The 18,993-nt window shown below is 71.3% G+C and carries 16 protein-coding genes; 7 read left to right on the top strand and 9 right to left on the bottom strand.

Annotation, left to right across the window (positions count from 1 at the left end; genetic code table 11):
* Positions 1–21: 21 nt before the first annotated feature.
* Entirely contained in the window at positions 22–1,566 is a 1,545-nt protein-coding gene (locus tag AB0C35_RS33750) for a long-chain fatty acid--CoA ligase (protein WP_358465078.1), read from the top strand.
* A 128-nt stretch (positions 1,567–1,694) separates the two neighbouring features.
* Here the strand turns inward: AB0C35_RS33750 and AB0C35_RS33745 are convergent, their stop codons facing one another.
* Together AB0C35_RS33745 and AB0C35_RS33740 are read right to left on the bottom strand one after the other, a co-directional pair.
* Entirely contained in the window at positions 1,695–2,942 is a 1,248-nt protein-coding gene (locus AB0C35_RS33745) for a cytochrome P450 (RefSeq protein WP_358465075.1), read from the bottom strand.
* Positions 2,943–3,075: 133 nt separating this feature from the next.
* A complete protein-coding gene (locus AB0C35_RS33740; RefSeq protein WP_358465072.1) occupies positions 3,076–4,452 on the bottom strand; it encodes an aspartate aminotransferase family protein in 1,377 nt (458 codons plus the stop codon).
* Between the two features lie 177 nt (positions 4,453–4,629).
* Between AB0C35_RS33740 and AB0C35_RS33735 the strand changes: the two genes are divergently transcribed.
* On the top strand, positions 4,630–5,520 hold the full coding sequence (locus tag AB0C35_RS33735) for an alpha/beta hydrolase (protein ID WP_358465070.1): 891 nt from the start codon (positions 4,630–4,632) through the stop codon (positions 5,518–5,520).
* 67 nt (positions 5,521–5,587) lie between these two features.
* Here the strand turns inward: AB0C35_RS33735 and AB0C35_RS33730 are convergent, their stop codons facing one another.
* On the bottom strand, positions 5,588–6,622 hold the full coding sequence (locus AB0C35_RS33730; protein ID WP_358465068.1) for an ATP-dependent DNA ligase: 1,035 nt from the start codon (positions 6,620–6,622) through the stop codon (positions 5,588–5,590).
* 74 nt (positions 6,623–6,696) lie between these two features.
* Positions 6,697–7,269, bottom strand: coding sequence for a TetR/AcrR family transcriptional regulator (locus AB0C35_RS33725; protein WP_358465066.1), 573 nt, complete (start codon positions 7,267–7,269; stop codon positions 6,697–6,699).
* Positions 7,270–7,357: 88 nt separating this feature from the next.
* Here AB0C35_RS33725 and AB0C35_RS33720 point away from each other — a divergent pair, with 88 nt between their 5' ends.
* Positions 7,358–7,729, top strand: coding sequence for a DUF4267 domain-containing protein (locus AB0C35_RS33720; RefSeq protein WP_358465063.1), 372 nt, complete (start codon positions 7,358–7,360; stop codon positions 7,727–7,729).
* 124 nt (positions 7,730–7,853) lie between these two features.
* The gene (locus AB0C35_RS33715; RefSeq protein WP_358465060.1) at positions 7,854–8,348 is read left to right on the top strand and encodes a cupin domain-containing protein; all 495 of its coding nucleotides are present in this window, start codon (positions 7,854–7,856) and stop codon (positions 8,346–8,348) included.
* A gap of 71 nt (positions 8,349–8,419) precedes the next feature.
* Here the strand turns inward: AB0C35_RS33715 and AB0C35_RS33710 are convergent, their stop codons facing one another.
* The 4 genes from AB0C35_RS33710 to AB0C35_RS33695 form a co-directional block, all read right to left on the bottom strand.
* On the bottom strand, positions 8,420–9,685 hold the full coding sequence (locus AB0C35_RS33710) for a class I SAM-dependent methyltransferase (protein WP_358465057.1): 1,266 nt from the start codon (positions 9,683–9,685) through the stop codon (positions 8,420–8,422).
* Positions 9,686–9,769: 84 nt separating this feature from the next.
* Positions 9,770–11,137, bottom strand: a complete 1,368-nt coding sequence (locus AB0C35_RS33705) for an FAD-binding oxidoreductase (protein ID WP_358465054.1) — start codon at positions 11,135–11,137, stop codon at positions 9,770–9,772.
* Positions 11,138–11,679: 542 nt separating this feature from the next.
* Positions 11,680–12,207 carry a DUF1707 and DUF4870 domain-containing protein gene (locus AB0C35_RS33700; RefSeq protein ID WP_358465051.1) on the bottom strand — a complete coding sequence of 176 codons (528 nt, stop codon included), beginning with the start codon at positions 12,205–12,207 and terminating at the stop codon, positions 11,680–11,682.
* A gap of 36 nt (positions 12,208–12,243) precedes the next feature.
* Positions 12,244–13,053, bottom strand: a complete 810-nt coding sequence (locus AB0C35_RS33695) for a polysaccharide deacetylase family protein (RefSeq protein ID WP_358465048.1) — start codon at positions 13,051–13,053, stop codon at positions 12,244–12,246.
* Positions 13,054–13,228: 175 nt separating this feature from the next.
* On the opposite strand from AB0C35_RS33695, the gene AB0C35_RS33690 reads away from it, so the two are divergent.
* Together AB0C35_RS33690 and AB0C35_RS33685 are read left to right on the top strand one after the other, a co-directional pair.
* Positions 13,229–13,600, top strand: a complete 372-nt coding sequence (locus AB0C35_RS33690) for a hypothetical protein (RefSeq protein WP_358465045.1) — start codon at positions 13,229–13,231, stop codon at positions 13,598–13,600.
* A gap of 256 nt (positions 13,601–13,856) precedes the next feature.
* On the top strand, positions 13,857–14,336 hold the full coding sequence (locus tag AB0C35_RS33685) for a hypothetical protein (RefSeq protein WP_358465042.1): 480 nt from the start codon (positions 13,857–13,859) through the stop codon (positions 14,334–14,336).
* 1,422 nt (positions 14,337–15,758) lie between these two features.
* Here AB0C35_RS33685 and AB0C35_RS33680 read toward each other — a convergent pair.
* Entirely contained in the window at positions 15,759–16,712 is a 954-nt protein-coding gene (locus AB0C35_RS33680; protein WP_358465039.1) for a DUF4192 domain-containing protein, read from the bottom strand.
* Positions 16,713–16,933: 221 nt separating this feature from the next.
* Here AB0C35_RS33680 and AB0C35_RS33675 point away from each other — a divergent pair, with 221 nt between their 5' ends.
* Positions 16,934–18,985 carry an ATP-dependent DNA helicase gene (locus AB0C35_RS33675; RefSeq protein WP_358465290.1) on the top strand — a complete coding sequence of 684 codons (2,052 nt, stop codon included), beginning with the start codon at positions 16,934–16,936 and terminating at the stop codon, positions 18,983–18,985.
* Positions 18,986–18,993 lie beyond the last annotated feature (8 nt).

The raw sequence follows: 18,993 nt of genomic DNA, 5'->3' as shown, positions 1-18,993 counted from the left end.
TTCGCGCGAGGAGTGCCACAGATGCTCAACCTGTCCGTGCTGCTGGAGGACGCCGCCAGGGAGACGCCCGACCGCGAGGCGGTCGTATTCGGCGACCTGCGGCTCTCCTACTCGTTCATCGACTCGGTCGCGAACCAGGTCGCGAACCTGCTGCGGTCGCGCGGCATCGGGCCGGGCGACAAGGTGGCGCTGTCCACCCCGAACCTCCCGTACTTCCCGATGGTCTACTTCGGGGTGCTCAAGGCGGGCGCGGTGGTCGTCCCGCTGAACGTGCTGCTCAAACCGCGGGAGATCACCTACCACCTCGAGGACTCCGACGCCAAGGCGCTGTTCTGCTTCGAGGGGACGCCCGAGCTGCCCCTCGGCGAGATGGGCTACGCCGGGTTCGAGCAGGCCGCGGGATGCGAGCACTTCTTCCTGCTGCCCGCGAACCCGGCGGCGACCGAGTCGCCGATCGAGGGCGCCGACCTGTTCTGGGCGGCCCTTGCGGGTCAGCCGAGCACGTTCGACCCGGTGCAGACGGAGCCGAACGACACCGCGGTCATCATCTACACCAGCGGGACGACGGGCCAGCCGAAGGGCGCCGAGCTCACGCACAGCAACCTGCTGGCGAACGCGATGGTGGACGACACGCTCTTCTACCGGACCCTGCACGACACCTCGCTGGTGACGCTGCCGCTTTTCCACATCTTCGGGCAGACCTGCGTGATGAACGTCGGCCTCTACCGGCGGGCGACGCTCGTCCTGCAGCCGCGGTTCGACGCCAAGCAGGCCATCGAGCTGATGGTCAAGGAGAAGGTGAACATCTTCGCCGGCGTCCCGACGATGTACTGGGGGCTGCTGACCGACGACACGTCCGACGAGGACATCGCGGCGATCCGGGAGAACCTGCGGGTCGCGGTGTCGGGCGGCTCGGCGCTGCCGATGGAGGTCCTCAAGGGGATCAAGCAGAAGTTCGACGTGGACGTCCTGGAGGGCTACGGCCTGTCGGAGACGTCGCCGGTGGCCTCGTTCAACCGCCCGGACCGTCCGGCCAAGGCCGGCTCGATCGGCCTGCCCGTCTGGGGCGTCGAGATGAAGCTGATCGACGAGGACTGGAAGGACGTCGAGGGCGAGGGCCCCGGGGAGATCGCCATCCGCGGGCACAACATCATGAAGGGCTACTACAAGCGGCCCGACGCGACCGCGGACTCGATGAAGGACGGCTGGTTCCGCACCGGTGACGTGGCCCGCCGCGACGAGGAGGGCTACTACTACATCATCGACCGCTCCAAGGACATGATCATCCGCGGTGGCTACAACGTGTACCCGCGTGAGATCGAAGAGGTCCTCATGACCCACCCGGAGGTGTCGCTGGCCGCGGTCGTGGGCGTCGAGCACCCGTCGCACGGCGAGGAGGTCAAGGCGTACGTGATCCGGACGCCCGGCGCCACCGTCACCGAGGACGACCTCGTCGCGTGGGGCAAGGAGCAGTTCGCGAACTACAAGTACCCGCGGATCGTCGAGTTCCGCGACGAACTGCCGATGACCGCCACCGGCAAGATCCTCAAGCGCGAACTGCGCTGAGACGCTCAGGGCCCCGGGATCCCGGCACAGGCCGGGACCCGGGTGCCCGGAGCCGGCGGATCAGCGCTTCCGGAGCGAGCTCGGCGACCGGGCCGGCGCCCCTTGCGCAGGCCCCGGGTCGCGGTGGGTCAGATCGTGTAGGGCAGGCGCTTGATTCCGTTGATGAAGTTGGACTCCAGGCGCTCCGGCTCGCCGGACGCGCGGATGTCCGGCACCCGGCGGAGCAGTTCGCGGAACATCACGGTGATCTCGCGCCTGGCCAGGTGCGCGCCCAGGCAGAAGTGCGGACCGGGCCCGCCGAACCCGACGTGCGGGTTGGGGTCGCGCATGATGTCGAACTTGTCCGGGTCGGTGAACACCGACTCGTCGCGGTTGGCCGACCAGTAGTACATGACGAGCTTGTCGCCCTCTTTGATCTGGTGGTCGTTCAGCGTGGTGTCGCACGTCGCGGTGCGGCGCATCCAGATGACCGGCGACACGTACCGGACGATCTCCTCGATGGCCCCGGGCATGCGGGCGTCGAAGTCCTCGGTGAGCAGTGCCCGCTGGTCGGGATTGCGGGTGAACAGGTCGAGGCCGTGCGCGATCGCGTTGCGGGTGGTCTCGTTGCCGGCGACGACCAGCAGGATGAAGAACGAGCCGAGTTCCTGGTCGGTCAGCGACTCACCGTCGATGTTGGCGTTCACCAGCGCCGAGGTGAGGTCGTCGGTCGGGTTCTCGCGGCGCTGCCGGCCGAGGTCCTCGACCAGGTTCTTGAGCGTCTCGCCGGCGCCGAGCAGCGCCATCGCCATCTGCTCGGCGTCATTGGACGGGACGAACTCGGGGTCGTTGCCCGCGAGGATGACGTTCGTGGCGTCGAGGACGGTCTGGTAGTGCTCCTCGGCGATGCCCATCATGTCGCAGATGATCTTCAGGGGCAGCCGGGCGGCGACGTCGGAGACGAAGTCGCCCGAGCCGCGGCCCGCCGCGACGTTCTCGACGATCTGCTCGGCGACGCTTTCGACCTGGTCCTCGAACCGCTGGATCATGCGCGGGGAGAACGCCCGGGACACGATCCGCCTGATCTTGGCGTGCCGGGGGTCGTCCATGCTGATCATCGAGCCGAAGAACTCGTGCATGTCGCCGGGCATGTCCGGGATGCTGATGGCGCCCCTGCCGGAGCAGAAGTCCTGCGGCCGCCGGGACGCCTCGATGATGTCGGCGTGCCTGGTGAGCGCGTAGTAGCCGGGCCCCTGCGGCATGATGACGATGTCGGGTTCCTCGAAGTGAACCAGCTCGGGATGCCAGCGCAGGGCCTTGAACGCCTCGTGCCGGTACTCGTGCGGCTGACGCCAGAAATCCCAGTCGGTCAGGTTGATGTCCTCGACCTTGAGCACGCTGCCCACCACCTCGTCGCTTTCCGAACCCGATTCGGTTTACAGGCAGCCTCTCAAAGTAAAGCCGCAAGTGCACACTGATCGGCCGAGTGACGCCACTCACACTAGCCGTCCCCCGCACGGCGGGGGCGGATCAGAGCCGGGCCCACGCCTCCGTGAGCACCGAGCGCAGGATCTGCTCGATCTCGTCGAAGTGGCCCTGGCCGCAGATCAGCGGCGGCGCCAGCTGGACGACGGGGTCGCCGCGGTCGTCGGCGCGGCAGTACAGGCCCGCCTCGTACAGCGCCTTGTCGAGGAAGCCGCGCAGCAGCCGCTCCGACTCCTCGTCGTCGAACGTCTCCCGGGTGTCGCGGTCCTTCACCAGCTCGATGCCGTAGAAATAGCCGTCGCCGCGGACGTCCCCGACGATGGGCAGGTCGCGGAGCCGCTCCAGCGTGCCGCGGAAGGCGTCCCGGTTGCGCAGGACGTGCCCGGTCAAGTCCTCGCGCTCGAACAGGTCCAGGTTGGCCAGCGCCACGGCGGCCGACACCGGATGCCCGCCGAACGTGTAGCCGTGCGCGAACATCTCCGTCCCGTGCCTGAACGGCTCGAACAGCCGGTCGGCGACCAGCATCCCGCCGAGCGGCGCGTACCCGGACGTCACACCTTTGGCGAACGTGATGATGTCGGGCGTGTAGCCGAACCGCTGGGCGCCGAACATGGTCCCGAGACGGCCGAACGCGCAGATCACCTCGTCCGACACCAGCAGGACGTCGTGCCGGTCGCAGATCTCCCGGACGCGCTGGAAGTAGCCGGGCGGCGGGGGGAAGCACCCGCCCGCGTTCTGCACCGGCTCCAGGAACACGGCGGCGACGGTGTCGGCGCCCTCGAACTCGATGACCTCCTCGATCCGGTCGGCGGCCCACCGCCCGAACGCCTCGGGGTCGTCGCGGTGCTCGGAGGCCCGGTAGATGTTGGTGTTCGGCACGCGGAAACCGCTCGGCACCAGCGGCTCGTACGCGGCCTTCAGCCCGGGCAGCCCGGTGATCGACAGCGCACCGTGCGGGGTGCCGTGGTAGGCGACCGCGCGGCCGATCACCTTGTGCTTCGCGGGCCGGCCGGTGAGCTTGAAGTAGTGCTTGGCGAGCTTCCACGCGCTCTCCACGGCGTCGCCGCCGCCGGTGGTGAAGAAGACGCGGCCGAGCCCGTCCGGCGCGAGGCCGGCGAGCCGCTCGGCCAGCTCGACCGCCTTCGGGTGCGCGTACGACCACAGCGGGAAGAACGCCAGCTCGGCGGCCTGCTTGGCGGCGGCCTGCGCCAGTTCCTCGCGCCCGTGACCGGCCTGCACGGCGAACAGCCCGGACAGCCCGTCCAGGTAGCGGCGGCCCGCCGAGTCGTAGACGTAGGGGCCCTCCCCGCGGACGATCACCGGAATCTCGCCGCCGCCCTGGGACCCCGAGTGGCGCGCGAAGTGCATCCACAGATGGTCGCGCGCCGCCCTCTGCATCGCGTCGTTCTGCTGGCTGGTCACGTCCGGCTCCATCATCACGTTCCCTTGATGCGATCGATCCAGTTGTGTCGATGCTAAGTGACTACGGATTTCGCTGTAAATACATAGCTACACACCGATATCCGAAGAAGCAAGGCCCCAGTTGCCTCCCTCGGCGGAACCTCGCGGTAGCGTGCGCCGCGAACCGAGGAGGCGGACATGGGCGGCATCGCGACCGGATCGGTCACCGCGAACGGGCTGGACTTCGGATACCTGACGGCGGGCCCCGAGGACGGGCCCCTGGCACTTCTCCTGCACGGCTTCCCCGACTCGGCCCACACCTGGCGGCATCTCATGCCGGAACTCGCCGCCGCCGGCTACCGCGCCGTCGCGCCGTTCATGCGCGGCTACGCCCCCACACCGGTCCCCGAGGACGGCGCCTACCAGACCGGGGCCCTGGCCGCCGACGCCATCGCCCTGCACGAGGCCCTCGGCGGCGGATCCGACGCCGTCGTCATCGGCCACGACTGGGGCGCCTTCGCCACCTACGGCGCCGCGAACGCCGCCCCCGGGCGCTGGCGCAAGGTCGTCGCCATGTCCGTCCCGCCGCTCTCCGTGATGGCGACCGGGTTCTTCGACTACGAGCAGCTCAAGCGCTCGTTCTACATCTTCGTGTTCCAGACGCCGCTGGCCGAGGCCGCGCTGGGCCGCGCGTTCGTCGAGGGGCTCTGGCGCGACTGGTCCCCGGACGACGGCCGCGACCGGTCCGAGGACGTCGACCATGTCATGGAGTGCCTGGCCACCCCCGCCAATGTCGCGGCGGCGATCGGGTACTACCGCGCCATGCTCGACCCCACCCGGCTCGTCAAGCGCTACGCGGCCGAGCAGGAGGCGGCGACCACGGTCGGCGAACTGCCCGTCCTGTACCTGCACGGCGCCGAGGACGGCTGCCTGGGCATCGACGTCGTGGCGCCCGGCGGCGACCTCGGCGCCGTCCAGGCCGCCCTGCCGCCCGGGTCGCGGACCCGCCTCGTCTCCGGCGCCGGCCACTTCCTCCAGCTCGACCGGCCGGAGGAGGTCAACGGCCACATCCTCGACTGGCTGGCCTAGGCCGGGAAGCCGGGGGCGCGTCCCGCGGCGGGCCGTCTCCGGCTGGGGAGGCGCGGGCGTTCCTGCGTCAGGCGCCGAACATCGGGACGTCGCCCGGGGCCAGGTCCGACCGTGTCCGGAGGAACCGGACGGCGTGCCGCCATCGGCCCCGTTCGACGGCCGCGTCCGCGCTGATCTCCACGACGACGTCCGGCTCCGTCCGGACATAGCGGATCGGCGGATGCGCCCCGTACAGGCCGCCGGCGAACCCGGCGGGCAGCTCGGCCGGCCACGGGTGATCGGCCCCGGCGTTGCGCAGCACCTCCCCGAGCGACACGCGGGCGGAGGGCGGGAGCGGGGTGGTCCGCGCGACGACGCGAAGGCGGCCGCCGTCGTCGTAGCGGCCGAGGATCAGCGACTCGGGGGCCTGCCTGGTGCCCGTCACGCCGCCCACGATCGCCTCGGTGGTGATGCGGCGCTTCACCTTCCACCAGCGGCGGCGCCCCTCCAGGTAGGGGCCGTCGGCGTCCTTGACGACCAGGCCCTCGACGCCCTGCACGGCGAGGGCGTCGAACCACAGCAGCGCCTCCTCGGGGTCGGACGTCTGCGGGGTGACGATGACCCGCGCGGACGCCGGGGCTCCGCCGAGCAGGGCCTCCAGGACGGCGCGGCGTTCCCGCAGCGGACGGGGCCGCAGGTCCACGCCGTCCGATTCCAGGACGTCGAACACGACGTAGTGGCAGGGTTCCTCACGCGCGAACTCGGCGCGGCGGCGTCCGGCGACGTGGCGGCGTTGCAGCGCGCCGAAGTCGAGGCGCCCGTCGTCCCCCCAGCGGACGATCTCGCCGTCGACGACCGTGCCGGGCGCGAGCTGCTCCGCGACCGCCGCCACGATCTCGGGGAACCCGTCGTTGAGGCGGGTCCGGCGGCGCGACGACAGGAGGACGGCGCCGCCCTCGTCCACGATCGCGACCGCGCGGAACCCGTCGAACTTCGGCTCGTACCGGCAGCCGCCCGGGCACGCCTGCGGCGGGGGGATGTGGTCGATGGTCGCGGCCAGCATCGGCTTCACCGGGGACCGGATGTGCATCGCCTCGCGCCCCCCGAACTCGACGGTCCTCATCAGCCGTACCCCGTCCGGCCTGGCCCGATATACGGGTGGGCCGAATGTTGACCCGCGGTTGAGGCGCCCGGGGGTCAGGCCGAGAAGCGCCGGATCAGGATCGCGAGGCGGTGCTCGTGCTGTTCGCGGCGGAGGCGGCCGTTGCGCATGAGGGTGAGGAGGCCGTGCAGGCCGCTCCAGAACGTCTCGGCCAGCGTTTCGATCTCGTCCTCACCCGCGATCGGGCGGACGGTCTCACGCAGTTCGCCGAACGCCTCGTGCAGAGCGGCGGGTGCGTCGGGGCTCGCGAACGGCAGGTCGACGGCGTGGGTGAACATCACGTCGTAGAGGGCCGGCCAGCGTTCGGCGAACTCCGCGTACGCGGCGGCGACGTCGGCGACGGCCTCGGCCGGGCCGGCGGCCGCGGTGCGGGCCTTCCGCATCTCGACGGCGAGTTCGGCGCACCCCTCGACCGCCACGGCCGCCATGATCGCGCCCTTGCCCTTGAAGTGGCTGTAGAGGACGGGCTGGCTGTACTCGATCTCCGCGGCGAGGCGCCGCGTGGTCACCGCGTCCCAGCCTTCGGCCTCGGCCAGCTCCCGCGCGGCCGTCACGATCAGCTTCTCCCGCTCCGCCCGCTCGCGCTCCCGGCGCGCCTGGATCGACATGGCATCGAGTCTAGCACTGCTAGCGAATCTGCCATCACTATGCTAGCGTCGATTCTGTTCCTAGCACTGCTAGAAGTTGGAGTGAATCATGCTGACGCCCACCGCCTACGGCCTGGCCATCGTCCTCGGCCTGTTCATCGTCTTCATCGGTGCGCGGTTCCTGTGGGCACCCCGCGCGGCGGCCGCCGGCTACGGGGTCCCCGCCAAGCAGGACGGGGACGCCGCCTACCTGGAGATCAAGGGAGTGCGCGACATCACCTTCGGCGTCCTCGGCCTCACCCTGATCGCCTTCGCGGACGCAAGCGCCGTGGGCTGGTACATGCTGGCCGTCGCCCTCGCGCCGCTCGGTGACACCGTCATCGTCCTGCGCCACGGCGGCACCAAGGCCGTCGCCTTCGGCATCCACTTCGCCACCGCCGTGACCGTGCTCGTCAGCGCGGCCCTGCTCTTCGCCGTATAGAACGCCGGCCGCCCACCGCCCGGGGATGCGCCGTCCACGCACCGCGTGGTGCACTCGTGATCACCGCACCGGCGGGCATTGCTCCGCACGACCGATCGCACGTCCTGGCACAGGAGGAACCACGATGTCATCGATCGCACCGGACTTCGACGAGTCCGTCGTCGTCCGCTCCGCCGAGGCCGAGGTGATCGGCCGGGCCCCCACCACCATCCGGCTGCTGGCCGACAGCAGCTCGACCGGCGGCGCCCTGTCGACCCAGCGGGTCACCCTGGCAGGGGGCGCCGACGGCGCCAGACCACACCGCCACGACGGCTCCGCCGAGCTGTTCTACATGCTCGACGGCGCCGCACAGCTGCTCTCGGGCGAACAGGTCGTGACCGCCGAGCGCGGCGACCTGGTCGTCGTGCCGCCCGGCCTGCCGCACGCCTTCGCCGCCGCACCGGGCGAGGACGCCGACATCCTCATCGTCATCACCCCGGGCGTCGAACGCTTCGAATACTTCCGCCACCTGGAGCGCATCGCCTACGGCAAGGTGCCTCCGGAGAGCCTCCTGGACGTCCAGGAGCTCTACGACACCTACTTCCTCAGCAGCCCGGCCTGGGACGACGCCCGGCCCTAGCGGAGCCGCAGAAGAGGCGGCCCGGCCGGGGTGTCCGGCCGGGCCGCCTCAGTGCAGCCAGGGTTCCGCCGTCACGATCCCCAGTCGGGACGCAGCGGCATGTTGCTCGTGCCGTCGTCGTGCAGCTTGACGCCGAGCGTCTGATGCAGCTCGATCCAGTTCTGATTGAAGCCGAGCACGCAGCCCGCCATGTAGACGCGCCACACGCGGGCCGTGCCCTCGCCGACCTCGGCGACCGCCTCGTCCCAGTGCTCGTCGAGGTTCTCGCACCACCCGGTGAGCGTCCGCGCGTAATGCTCGCGCAGGTTCTCCTGGTGGCGGATCTCGAACCCGGCGTCGTTCATCTGCATCTGGACGTAGCCGGGGCCCTCCAGTTCACCGTCCGGGAACACGTAACGGTTGATGAACCCGTTCTCTTTGCGGGACGGAGCGATGTTGTCCGGACGGGTGATGGTGTGGTTCAGCATCCGGCCGCCCTTCTTCAGCTTCCCGTACAGGAACGAGAAGTAGGACGGCAGGTTCGCCTTGCCGATGTGCTCGGTGAGCCCGATGGAGCTGATCGCGTCGAAGCCCGTCTCCGTCACGTCCCGGTAGTCCATGTGCCGGACCTCCGCAAGGTCCGACAGCCCGCGGTCCGCGATGGCCTTCTGCGCCCACTCGGCCTGCTGCTTCGACAGCGTCACACCGAGCGCCTTGACGCCGTACTCCTGCGCGGCGTGCATCACCATGCCGCCCCAGCCGCAGCCGACGTCGAGCAGCCGCATCCCGGGCTTCAGCGCGATCTTCTTCGCCACCAGGTCGTGCTTGAAGAACTGCGCCTCCTCCAGCGTCGCGTCCTCTCGGGGGTAGCACGCGCACGTGTAGGCCATGGAGGGGCCGAGCACCCACTCGTAGAAGGTGTTCGACACGTCGTAGTGATGGGAGATCGCCTTCGCGTCCCGCCGCTTGGAGTGCCGCAGCCATGACGGGATGCGGCTGAACGGCGCCTCCTGCCGAGGCGGGTCCAGCCGGCGCGAGATCGCAGCACGCAGCAGCGGGTCGCCGAGCACACCACGGACGATCCGCGCCTTGTCCCGCGCCGTCACGTCGCCGAGCACCTGCTGCATCGTCGTCAGCGCCGTGATCATGTCGCCGCTGACGTCGATCATGCCGGTGACGTAGGCGCGGGCCAGGCCCAGCGCCCCCGGCGAGTGCAGCAGGTACGACACCGCGTACGGCGAACGGACATCGAACCGGATGTCGGCCCCGGGCACCCCCGCCCGCGATCCGTCGTACGCCGTGAACTCCACTGGCGCCTCAGCCCCGGCAAGCCGCTCGAAGACCCTGGCCAGCGTCATCTTGTTCCCTCCTGTCTCTCCGCCCGGCCGGGCCGGCGATGATCGGCCACCGTCGGGCACTCCCCCGAAACGGCGGACGCATGGTCAGCGCCCGCGCACACACTTGTCATAGAGATCCAGCAGCCGCCCGCCGGAGTCGTAGCTTCCCTTGAGCCGCCGGTAGGTCTCCCCGTCGTAGTACCGCCAGAACTCGTCCCTGCTATAGAAGGCAGTCGAATAGAGAGACTTGTGTCCGTCAAGGGCCGCGACCCTACGTTCGATGAGCCGGTTGTGGTATTCGGGAATCTGCCCAGGTGGGAGCCGGACCGTCCCCCAGAAACCCACGTTCACATACGTGCGGCCCACTTCCAGCGGGTACAGCGGCCACCGCTCCTTCGCGCGCAGCGGGCACAACCAGATCGGGCTCATGCCCACCTTGTCGTGGAAGAACTCCAGGAACTCCGGCAGCCGCTCGACCGGCACCTCGATGTCCTGGATGACGTCCTCGCGCGGCCGCAGCCCACGCCACCGCTCCGCCCGCGCGACGAAGTGGTACCGCCGGTCGTAGGCGACGAGCTTGCGGTACACGTCCGACCGCTTGTACTTGTCGGGCCACAGCCGCCGGACGGCCGGGTTCTGCACGCCGAACGCGCCCGAGCACCAGAACCAGTCGGTGTCCCAGCGCCAGATGTAGTCGCGGATCGCCAGGAAGTCGACCGACCGCTCCTGGATCGAGCGGTAGTAGATCTGCTGGCCGGTGTAGTCGGACGTGTACGGCGCCGAGTCCGCGAAGAAGCCCAGCGTGATGTACTGCTCGTCCGCGCCGAACACCGTCCCGTCCAGGAAGTCGACGGCCTCGCCCTCGAACTTCCCGGACTCGGTGATCTCGCCCATCACCCTCGTCAGCTCCGCCGCGTCCCGGAACCGCAGATGCCGCAGCCGGACGTACGGGCCGACCGGCCGGAGCTCGATCTTCAGCCGCAGCGTGTAGCCGAGCGTCCCGTAGGAGTTCGGGAACCCGTAGAACAAGTCCGCGTGCTCGTTGTCCCTCGTCGCGGTGACGATCCTGCCGTCACCCGTCAGGACTTCCATCTCCAGGACGCCCTCGTGCGGCAGCCCGTCCCGGAACGACGTCGACTCGATGCCGAGCCCCGTCACCGCACCGCCCAGCGTGATCGTCTTCAACTGCGGGACGACCGTCGGCATCAGCCCGTGCGGGAGCGTCGCGTCGACCAGGGCCTCGTACGTCGTCATGCCCTGGACCTGCGCGGTCCGCTCGGCCGCGTCGACGCTCAGCACCTTGTCGAACCCGGACACGTCCAGCCCGGGCGCGTCCGAGGGGTCGCGCCACCGGAACAGGTTCGAGGTCCGCTTCGCCAGCCGCACCGGCGTACCCGCCGGGATCGCTTCGTAGGACCTCTTGAGCGCCTCGACCGCCCGCTGGTGATCACCCTTGACCGCAAGCTCCGTCATCTACCCTCCCGGACACAGTTAATCGATCATCCTATGCACGGTCCACATAATTCGGACGTTGCGGGAGTCACAGGTCGAGAGGGGAATAACACCACGGGCGCATACATGGGCGTCGTTTCATCTCCTGGAGGCGACAGAACCGCAACGAGGCGGCCACGTCAACATCTCCCCCAAGCCCCACACCAACAAACCCGCCCCGGCCCCCGGAAACCCCGCGTCCCGTCCCCCACCAGGCGACAACTCACCGCACAGTCCGTTCACCAGCCAAAGGACCCGCGGACGACCGAAGGCGCGCCAACGCACTGATCACCACGAAGGCCGGCAAACGCCCACCCCGCGACGACTCGCCCAGCAGCCACTTCACCAGCCGAGGGACCACCGACACCGAAGGCGAGCCAGCCGAACACCGCACCGCACCCGCCAGCTCACTCGGCGAGCCCAACGACACGACGCCTCGCCGCAATGAGCGACACACCGCCCGCCCACCGCCGCCACCGTCCGCCAGAACAGACCACCCACCGGGCGGTGGCCCGCCGGTCAAGTCACTTCACCAGGCGGAGGATCCACGGGTAGCGGAAGGTGTTGCCGGTCAACGCGTAGACGGCCGCGATGGCCGACAGGATCCACGCCACCGCGTAGACGATGCCGCCCACGCCGAACGTGACGATGGTGAGGAGCAGGAGCGTCACCTGGAAGTTCACCGCCTCCGCCGCCTGCCGCCGGACGTACTCCGACCGCTTGCCGCTCAGCAGCATCAGCACCAGCGGCCCGACGAACAGCGTGGGGACGGCGATGGCATGCGCCGCCGAAGCGAGCATGCGGTCCTCACCGGTCGGCGGCTCACCGTCCCACGCGACGGGGTTGCGCGCCTGCTTCGGCACGGGGGCGAGGTCGCGGGTGAGCGCGCCCAGATCGTTGCGCGTCTTGGCCGTCATCGCCAGGTGCATGCGCAGGTCGAATTCCTCGTGGTCGATCCGGCCCTCGGCGTACGCGTCCTGAAGGCGCTCGATGACCGGTTCGCGTTCGGCGTCCGAGACCCTCAGATCCCCCACCGCGTAGCTGTTGTCCATGTCTCTCATGGTCCGCGCCGCGGCCGTCCCGCAGCATCAGGGAAGACCCTGACCCTCCCCTGAGTTCGATTGCGTGTACTCCTCCCCCGGTGCCAGTTTCCCGCCGAACAGTTCGGAGACGGTCACGAACACGTAGCCCTTCGCTGCGAGGCGGTCGATGATCTCCGGGACGGCGCGCACGGTCGTCGAATGGATGTCGTGCAGCAGCACGATGTGGCCGGGCTTCACCGACTCCAGCACCCGGCGCTCGATGTCCTCGGTGTCGCGGTGCCGCCAGTCGAGCGGGTCGACCGTCCACAGGATCTGCGCCATTCCCATTCGCCGCGCGATCCTGGTCAGCCGTTCGGACGTCGACCCGTACGGCGGCCGCAGCAGATCGGGCGTGACGCCGGACGCGCGCCGGATCGCCTCCTGCGTCCGCGTCAACTCGGAGATGATCTTCTTTTTGGAGGCCCTCCCGAGGTCGGCGTGCGTGTAGCTGTGGTCGGCGACCTCGTGCCCGGCCTCATGTTCACGCCGTACGAGCCCGGGGTACTTGGCGGCGTTCTCTCCGATCAGGAAGAACGTCGCCTTGACGTTGCGGGACGCCAGGATGTCCAGCAGTTCCCCGGTGCTCTCCGCCGGCCCGTCGTCGAAAGTCAGCGCCAGGCATTTCACGCGGGTGCAGTCGGGCGGCGGCGGCTTCGGCTCGGGCCTCGGCGCCTTGGGCTCGGGCGCGGGAGTCTCGCTCCGCGCCGCGGTCAGCCGCACCCGCTCGTCGACCGGGGCCAGCGTGCTCAGCCCCCCGAACACCGCGGCCGCGAGCACACCGGCCGCCCCCCGCCGGACCAGCATCGGCCCGTCCATCAACCCCCCAGCTGCCGATCCCCCAAGGTCGGCCAGTCTAGGACGCCGCGCCGCGCTCGCCGGGGATGCCGCCGCTGTGTCGGGAACCAGCGGAGGCCGCGCAGCCGTTATCGTCATAGACCGCCACTGACCCCCGGAACGGTTCCGGGGGCCGGCACCAGACGACGGGGCAGGCATGAGGTTCCGGGACCGATTCGGGATCCGCAAGAACCGCGGGTCCACGGTGACCAGGCTCGACCGCGAGGCGACCGACTCCGACATCGAGGCGCTGATCGCCTTCGCCCGCAGCCGCCGCGGCGTCGAGTTCTTCGTCGAACCGGAGACCTTCGCCACCGACACCACCGCCGTCGCCATCGCGCACGACGGCGAGTGGACCCGCCGCCGCGTCGGCTCCCCCAAGGTCATCGGCAAGGTGGCCCGCGACCTCGGCCTGCCCATCTACGACGTCCAGATCGTCGGCTACCCGCCCCGCATGCGCGCCTGGAACGCCCGCAACCCCGACCGCCGCATAGACCCCGGCACCCCCGGCGAAGCCGTAGCCCCCTAACCCGGCATGCCGATAGGCCTGGGGTCCCCTCGGCCTGGCGCGCAACCGGACGCGGCGTCCCCCAGGCGGCCCGACACACGCGGTCGAACCCGACCGACGTGCCCGCACGGCCTGGCGCGCCCAACAAGCACGACCTACGCTCGGCCCGGCGCCCCCCGGTGAGCACAGCGTCCCGTCGACCCGGCGTCCCGTATCGGGCCCGGCGTCCCCCTTGCCCCGCCGCGCAGTCGGACGCAGCATCACCCGCCGTCCCGGCGTGCCGAACGTGCTGGTCGGGCGCGGCGTCCCGCTCGGCACGGCGCACTGGTCCGCCCGCCGCACCCGGTTGGGCTCAGCCTGCCCGGGCGGCTCGGTGTGCACAGGCGGGCTGACGTCCGCGGCCGGGCGCGGCGTGCACGGTCGGACGTCAGCCGGTCCGAGCGGCAAGGCGGGCGCGGCCGGCGCGGCGTTGACGGGTCAGCACCGCGTCCCCAATCGACGCGACGCCCCCCAGTCCGCCCGGCGCACCCTGTCGGGCACCGCGCCCCCGCCCGGCCCGGCGCATGCGGCCGAGCCCGGCGTGCCGCCCGGCGCGTCCGGTGAAGGCGGCCTCCCGCTCCTCCGGCGCGCGCGGTCGGACGTCGACCCGGCGTACCCCGGCCTACTGGTCGGGCACGGCGTCCCCGCTCGGCGCGGCGTGCACGGTCGGACACGGCGTGTCTCAGCGTCATGGCGGGCGCGGTCGGCGCGGCGTTGACGGTCAGCACAGCGTCCCCAATCGACGCGACGTCCCCCAGTCCACCCGGCGCACCCGGTCGGGCACGGCGTCCCCTCGGCCCGCCGCATGTGGTCGGACCCGGCGTGCCCCGGGTTGTGCGGCCTCCCCGCTCCGTCGGCGCATGCGGTCGGACGCGGCGTTCCCCGTCGGACGCGGCGTTCCCCGTCGGACGCGGCGTTCCCCGTCGGACGCGGCGTTCCCCGTCGGACGCGGCGTGCGCGGGTCGGCGCGGCGTGCGCGGGTGGGTGGGCGCGGCGTGCGCGGGCGGACGCGGCGGGCGCGGGCGGACGCGGCGTGTTTCGGCGGCACGGCCAAGGCGGTCGGCGCGGTGTCGACGGTCAGCACAGCGCCACCGGTAGACGCGGCACACTCCCGGTCCGTCCGGGCGCACCCTGTCGGACACAGCGTCCCCCGCTCGGCCCGGCGCATGCGGCCGAGCCCGGCGTGCCGCCCGGCCCGTCCTGCCCGGTGGGTGCGGCGTCCCGCTCCGCCCGGCGCACGCGGTTCGGACGTCGGCCCGGCGTACCCGGGCGTGCCGGTCGGGCGCGGCGTCCCGGGCGGCTCGGTGTGCACAGGCGGGCCGACGTCCACGGTCGGGCACGGCGTGCACGGTCGGGCACGGCGTGCACGGTCGGGCGCGGCATGCACGGTCGGGCGCGGCATGCACGGCCGGGCGCGGCATGCACGGTCGGGCGCGGCGGGTCTCAGCGGCATGGCGGGCGCGGTCGGCGCAACGTTGACGGTCAGCACAGCGTCCCCCGTCGATGCGACTTCCCGGTCCGCCCGGCGCACCCTGTCGGGCACGGCGTCCCCCCGGCCCGGCGCATGTGGTCGGACCCGGCGTGCCCCGGGTTGTGCGGCCTCCCGCTCCGTCGGCGCACGCGGTCGGATGCGGCGTTCCCCGTCGGACGCGGCGTGCGCGGGCGGACGCGGCGGGCGCGGCGTCCCGCTCCGCTCGGCATGCACGGGCACGGGCCGACGTCTTTTGGCTGGGCACGGCGTGCGCGGCCGGGCGCGGCGTGTTTCAGCGGCACGGCCAGCGCGGTCGGCGCGGTGTCAACGGTCAGCACGGCGCAACCGGTGGACGCGACGTCCCCGGTCCGTCCGGCGCACCCGGTCGGACACAGCGTCCCCCGCTCGGCCCGGCGCATGCGGCTGAGCCCGGCGTGCCGCCCGGCGCGCGCGGTCGGACGTCGGCCCGGCGTACCCGGGCGTGCTGGTCGGGCGCGGCGTCCCGGGCGCCTCGGCGTGCACGGGCGGGCCGACGTCCGTGGTTGGGCGCGGCGTGCGTGGTTGGGTCCCGTGTTTCAGCGGCGCGACGGGGGTGGTGGGCGCGGCGTTGCCGGGGGCGCTCGGCACGTCTGGGTTGGGCGGTGTGTGGGGTTGGTTGGGGTGGGAGGGTCAGCCGGCTTCTCGGTGTTGGTCGTAGTAGGCGGCTGCTAGTTGGTCGGGGGTCATGTGCAGGCGGACCTTCGAGGGTGGGATGCCGGCGTTGATCACTTCTCTGAGCAGGACGGCCATGGAGTAGGCGGGGTCGGCGTCCAGGGCGCGTTCCAGGGCCACGTTGGCCAGGCCGCCGTCGCCGGCGGAGTAGGCGGCGAAGGCCAGGAGGGACGCCGGGGCGGGGGCGTACGGTTCCTCGACGCGGCGGAGGACGTTACGCCAGAAGGCGATGTCGGCGCCCGGGGACTCCTCGTCGATGCGGATCCAGGCCTCGTCGCGGATCCGCAGGTCAGTGAGGAGAATGCCGAGCCGGGCGACCTCGTCGTCGGTCGGGGTCGGGCGGGTGAGGAGGGTGAGGACGTAGGCGAGGTCGTCGCCGGTGGTGTGGCGTTTTTCCGCGCGGGTGGTGGCCTCGCGCATGGCGGCGCGGGCGGGGCCGTCGAGCGGCTGGACGGAGCGGACGAGTTCGGCGCGGTCGGCGAGCGCGACGTGGCCGGCGTAGGTCGCCTGGGCGGCGAGGACGCTGGCGGAGACGTCGTAGGGGGTGCCCTCGGGCGGGCAGCAGTCGTCGTCGCAGGTGAGCGACCACCAGCGGCCGTCGGCGACGCGGATCGCCTCGGCGGCGGGGACGCCCGCGGAGCTCAGCGCCGCCTGCATGGCCGCGGCGGACTCGCCGACCTCGCCGGGTGGTCCGTAGCCGAGGACGAGGGACCGCGCGAAGCCGTTGCCGGCGAGGAGGGCGGCCACCCGCCCGGCGGCATCGCATGACGGTAAATCGAGCCGGACGGCGCAGGTGCCGTGGGCGCGTCCCTCGAAGCCGATCACGACGAGGCTGCGGGACGGGTGGAAGCCGAGCAGGTACGGGACGGCTGCGATGGCGTCTTGGGCCGATCGGATCACCAAAGGTGTCATGCCCTCGACGGTGGCAGGCGGGCCGCGTGGCCGATACCGCCCCGCAGATTGTGGATAACTGCAGGTCGTGCGGTGGATGTTCTACGGGGGTTTGGTGGAGTATCGGTCGATGGCGGGTGTCGGCTGACGGGACTGGACGCGGGTGTCCTCCGCGGACGGTAGCGTTGGGCGACGTGCCCGCCCCTGATCTGCTGACCGGCAGCGATACCCAGATTCCGGACATGGCGACCCTTCTCGCCACAGCCGTCGCGTCCATCGGGGGCGCCGAGCGCCCCGGGCAGGTGGAGATGGCGCGGGCGGTGGAGAAGGCGATCGAGTCCGGGGAGCATGTCGCCGCGCAGGCCGGCACCGGTACCGGAAAGTCGCTGGCCTACCTGGTCCCCGCAATTCGGCATGCGGTCGAGAAGCAGACGACGGTGGTCGTGTCGACGGCGACGATCGCGTTGCAGCGCCAGCTCGTCGACCGTGATCTGCCGCGGCTGGCGGAGGCGCTCGGGCCGCAGCTCGGGACGGAGCTGAAGTTCGCGATCCTCAAGGGCCGCCGCAACTACCTGTGCCTGCACCGGGTCCAGACGGGTGTTCCGGAGGAGGACGAGGGCCCGAGCCTGTTCGACCCGCAGCAGCTGTCGTCGCTCGGACGGCAGGTCAAGCGGCTGAACGAGTGGGCCGACGAGACCAAGACCGGCGACCGTGACGAGCTGGTGCCGGGGGTGGGCGAGCAGGCGTGGCGGCAGGTGGCCGTCACCGCGAAGGAGTGCCTGGGTGCTCAGCGCTGCCCGCACGGCACGGAATGCTTCGCCGAGCTGGCCCGCGCGGAGGCGGGTGAGGCGCACATCGTCGTCACCAACCATGCGCTGCTGGCTATCGACGCGCTGGAGGAGTTCCAGGTCCTGCCCGAGCACGATGTCGTGGTCGTGGACGAGGCACATGAGCTGGTCGACCGCGTCACGTCGGTCGCGACGGGGGACCTCAGCGCGGCGGCGGTGGAGGTGGCGGCTCGCCGGTGCGGGCGTCTCATCGAGGAAGCCACGGCCGACCGGTTGAAGGAGGCCGCGGAGGGGCTCGGTCTTCTGCTGGAGGACATGCCCGCCGGGCGTATGGACGTCCTGTCGCCCGCCTTGGGCAACACCCTCGTTGTCGTACGGGACGCTGCGCATGGTTGTATCACCGCGCTCGGGCCGGACAAGAAGGAGTCCGACCCAGGCGACATGGCCGCGCGCAAGGCGGCACGGTCGTCGCTGGAAGAGCTGCATGAAACGGCTGTGAGGATGCTGGAGGCGTTCCAGCCGGAGATCGCCCAGCGCTTCGATGTGGTGTGGCTGGAGAAGCCGTTCGTCCAGGACGGCCGGCCCAAGCGTCCGCCGGCGCTGCACGTGGCGCCGATCGGGGTCGGCGGGCTGTTGCGGACGACGCTGTTCGAGCAGCGCACCGCGATCCTGACTTCGGCGACGCTGACGCTGGGCGGGTCGTTCGAGCCGCTCGCCCGCCAGTGGGGGCTGCCGCCGCTGGGCGAGAGCACCTCGAAGGACGCGCGAACGGCCGCCGAAGGTCTCGCGCAGACCGCAACGGAGAAGGGCGAGGAGACCGAGGTCGTGTGGTCCGGGCTGGACGTCGGCTCGCCGTTCGACCATCCGAAGGCGGGCATCCTGTACGTCGCGCGGCATCTGCCGCAGCCGGGACGGGACGGTCTCGCCGACGCCTACCTGACGGAGATCACGGAGCTGATCGAGGCGGCGGGCGGGCGCACCCTCGGCCTGTTCTCCTCGATGCGGGCCGCCCGGCAGGCCGCGGACGAGCTGAAGGACCACCTGTCGCATCCGCTGCTGTGCCAGGGCGACGACTCCACGTCGCTGCTGGTCAAGCAGTTCGCCGAGGACGAGCGGACCTGCCTGTTCGGCACCCTGTCGCTCTGGCAGGGCGTGGACGTCCCCGGCCCGTCGCTGCAGCTCGTCATCATGGACCGCATCCCGTTCCCGCGTCCGGACGATCCGGTGTCCTCGGCGCGGTCGCGGGCGGTGGCGGCGCGCGGCGGCAACGGCTTCATGGCGGTCGCGGCGACGCACGCCGCGCTGTTGCTCGCGCAGGGCGCGGGGCGTCTCCTGCGCTCCATGGACGACCGGGGCGTCGTGGCCGTCCTCGACCCTCGGCTCGCCACGGCACGCTACGGCGGCTTCCTCAAGAACTCACTGCCGCCGTTCTGGGCCACCACGGCCCCGGACACGGTCCGCGGCGCCCTCCGCCGCCTCGACACCGCCGCGACGGACGCGCCATAACCGTCCCC

It is taken from the genome of Spirillospora sp. NPDC048819 (assembly GCF_040650055.1).
GTDB lineage: Bacteria > Actinomycetota > Actinomycetes > Streptosporangiales > Streptosporangiaceae > Spirillospora.
This window is presented reverse-complemented; position numbering and strand designations above follow the sequence as displayed.

Bases quoted from the DNA above. Each gene is read 5' to 3' on its own strand.
- AB0C35_RS33750 (WP_358465078.1), top strand. From the start codon at position 22: ATGCTCAACCTGTCCGTGCTGCTGGAGGACGCCGCCAGGGAGACGCCC.
- AB0C35_RS33735 (WP_358465070.1), top strand. From the start codon at position 4,630: ATGGGCGGCATCGCGACCGGATCGGTCACCGCGAACGGGCTGGACTTC.
- AB0C35_RS33730 (WP_358465068.1), bottom strand. From the start codon at position 6,622: ATGAGGACCGTCGAGTTCGGGGGGCGCGAGGCGATGCACATCCGGTCC.
- AB0C35_RS33725 (WP_358465066.1), bottom strand. From the start codon at position 7,269: ATGTCGATCCAGGCGCGCCGGGAGCGCGAGCGGGCGGAGCGGGAGAAG.
- AB0C35_RS33720 (WP_358465063.1), top strand. From the start codon at position 7,358: ATGCTGACGCCCACCGCCTACGGCCTGGCCATCGTCCTCGGCCTGTTC.
- AB0C35_RS33715 (WP_358465060.1), top strand. From the start codon at position 7,854: ATGTCATCGATCGCACCGGACTTCGACGAGTCCGTCGTCGTCCGCTCC.
- AB0C35_RS33710 (WP_358465057.1), bottom strand. From the start codon at position 9,685: ATGACGCTGGCCAGGGTCTTCGAGCGGCTTGCCGGGGCTGAGGCGCCA.
- AB0C35_RS33705 (WP_358465054.1), bottom strand. From the start codon at position 11,137: ATGACGGAGCTTGCGGTCAAGGGTGATCACCAGCGGGCGGTCGAGGCG.
- AB0C35_RS33700 (WP_358465051.1), bottom strand. From the start codon at position 12,207: ATGGACAACAGCTACGCGGTGGGGGATCTGAGGGTCTCGGACGCCGAA.
- AB0C35_RS33695 (WP_358465048.1), bottom strand. From the start codon at position 13,053: ATGGACGGGCCGATGCTGGTCCGGCGGGGGGCGGCCGGTGTGCTCGCG.
- AB0C35_RS33690 (WP_358465045.1), top strand. From the start codon at position 13,229: ATGAGGTTCCGGGACCGATTCGGGATCCGCAAGAACCGCGGGTCCACG.
- AB0C35_RS33680 (WP_358465039.1), bottom strand. From the start codon at position 16,712: ATGACACCTTTGGTGATCCGATCGGCCCAAGACGCCATCGCAGCCGTC.
- AB0C35_RS33675 (WP_358465290.1), top strand. From the start codon at position 16,934: ATGGCGACCCTTCTCGCCACAGCCGTCGCGTCCATCGGGGGCGCCGAG.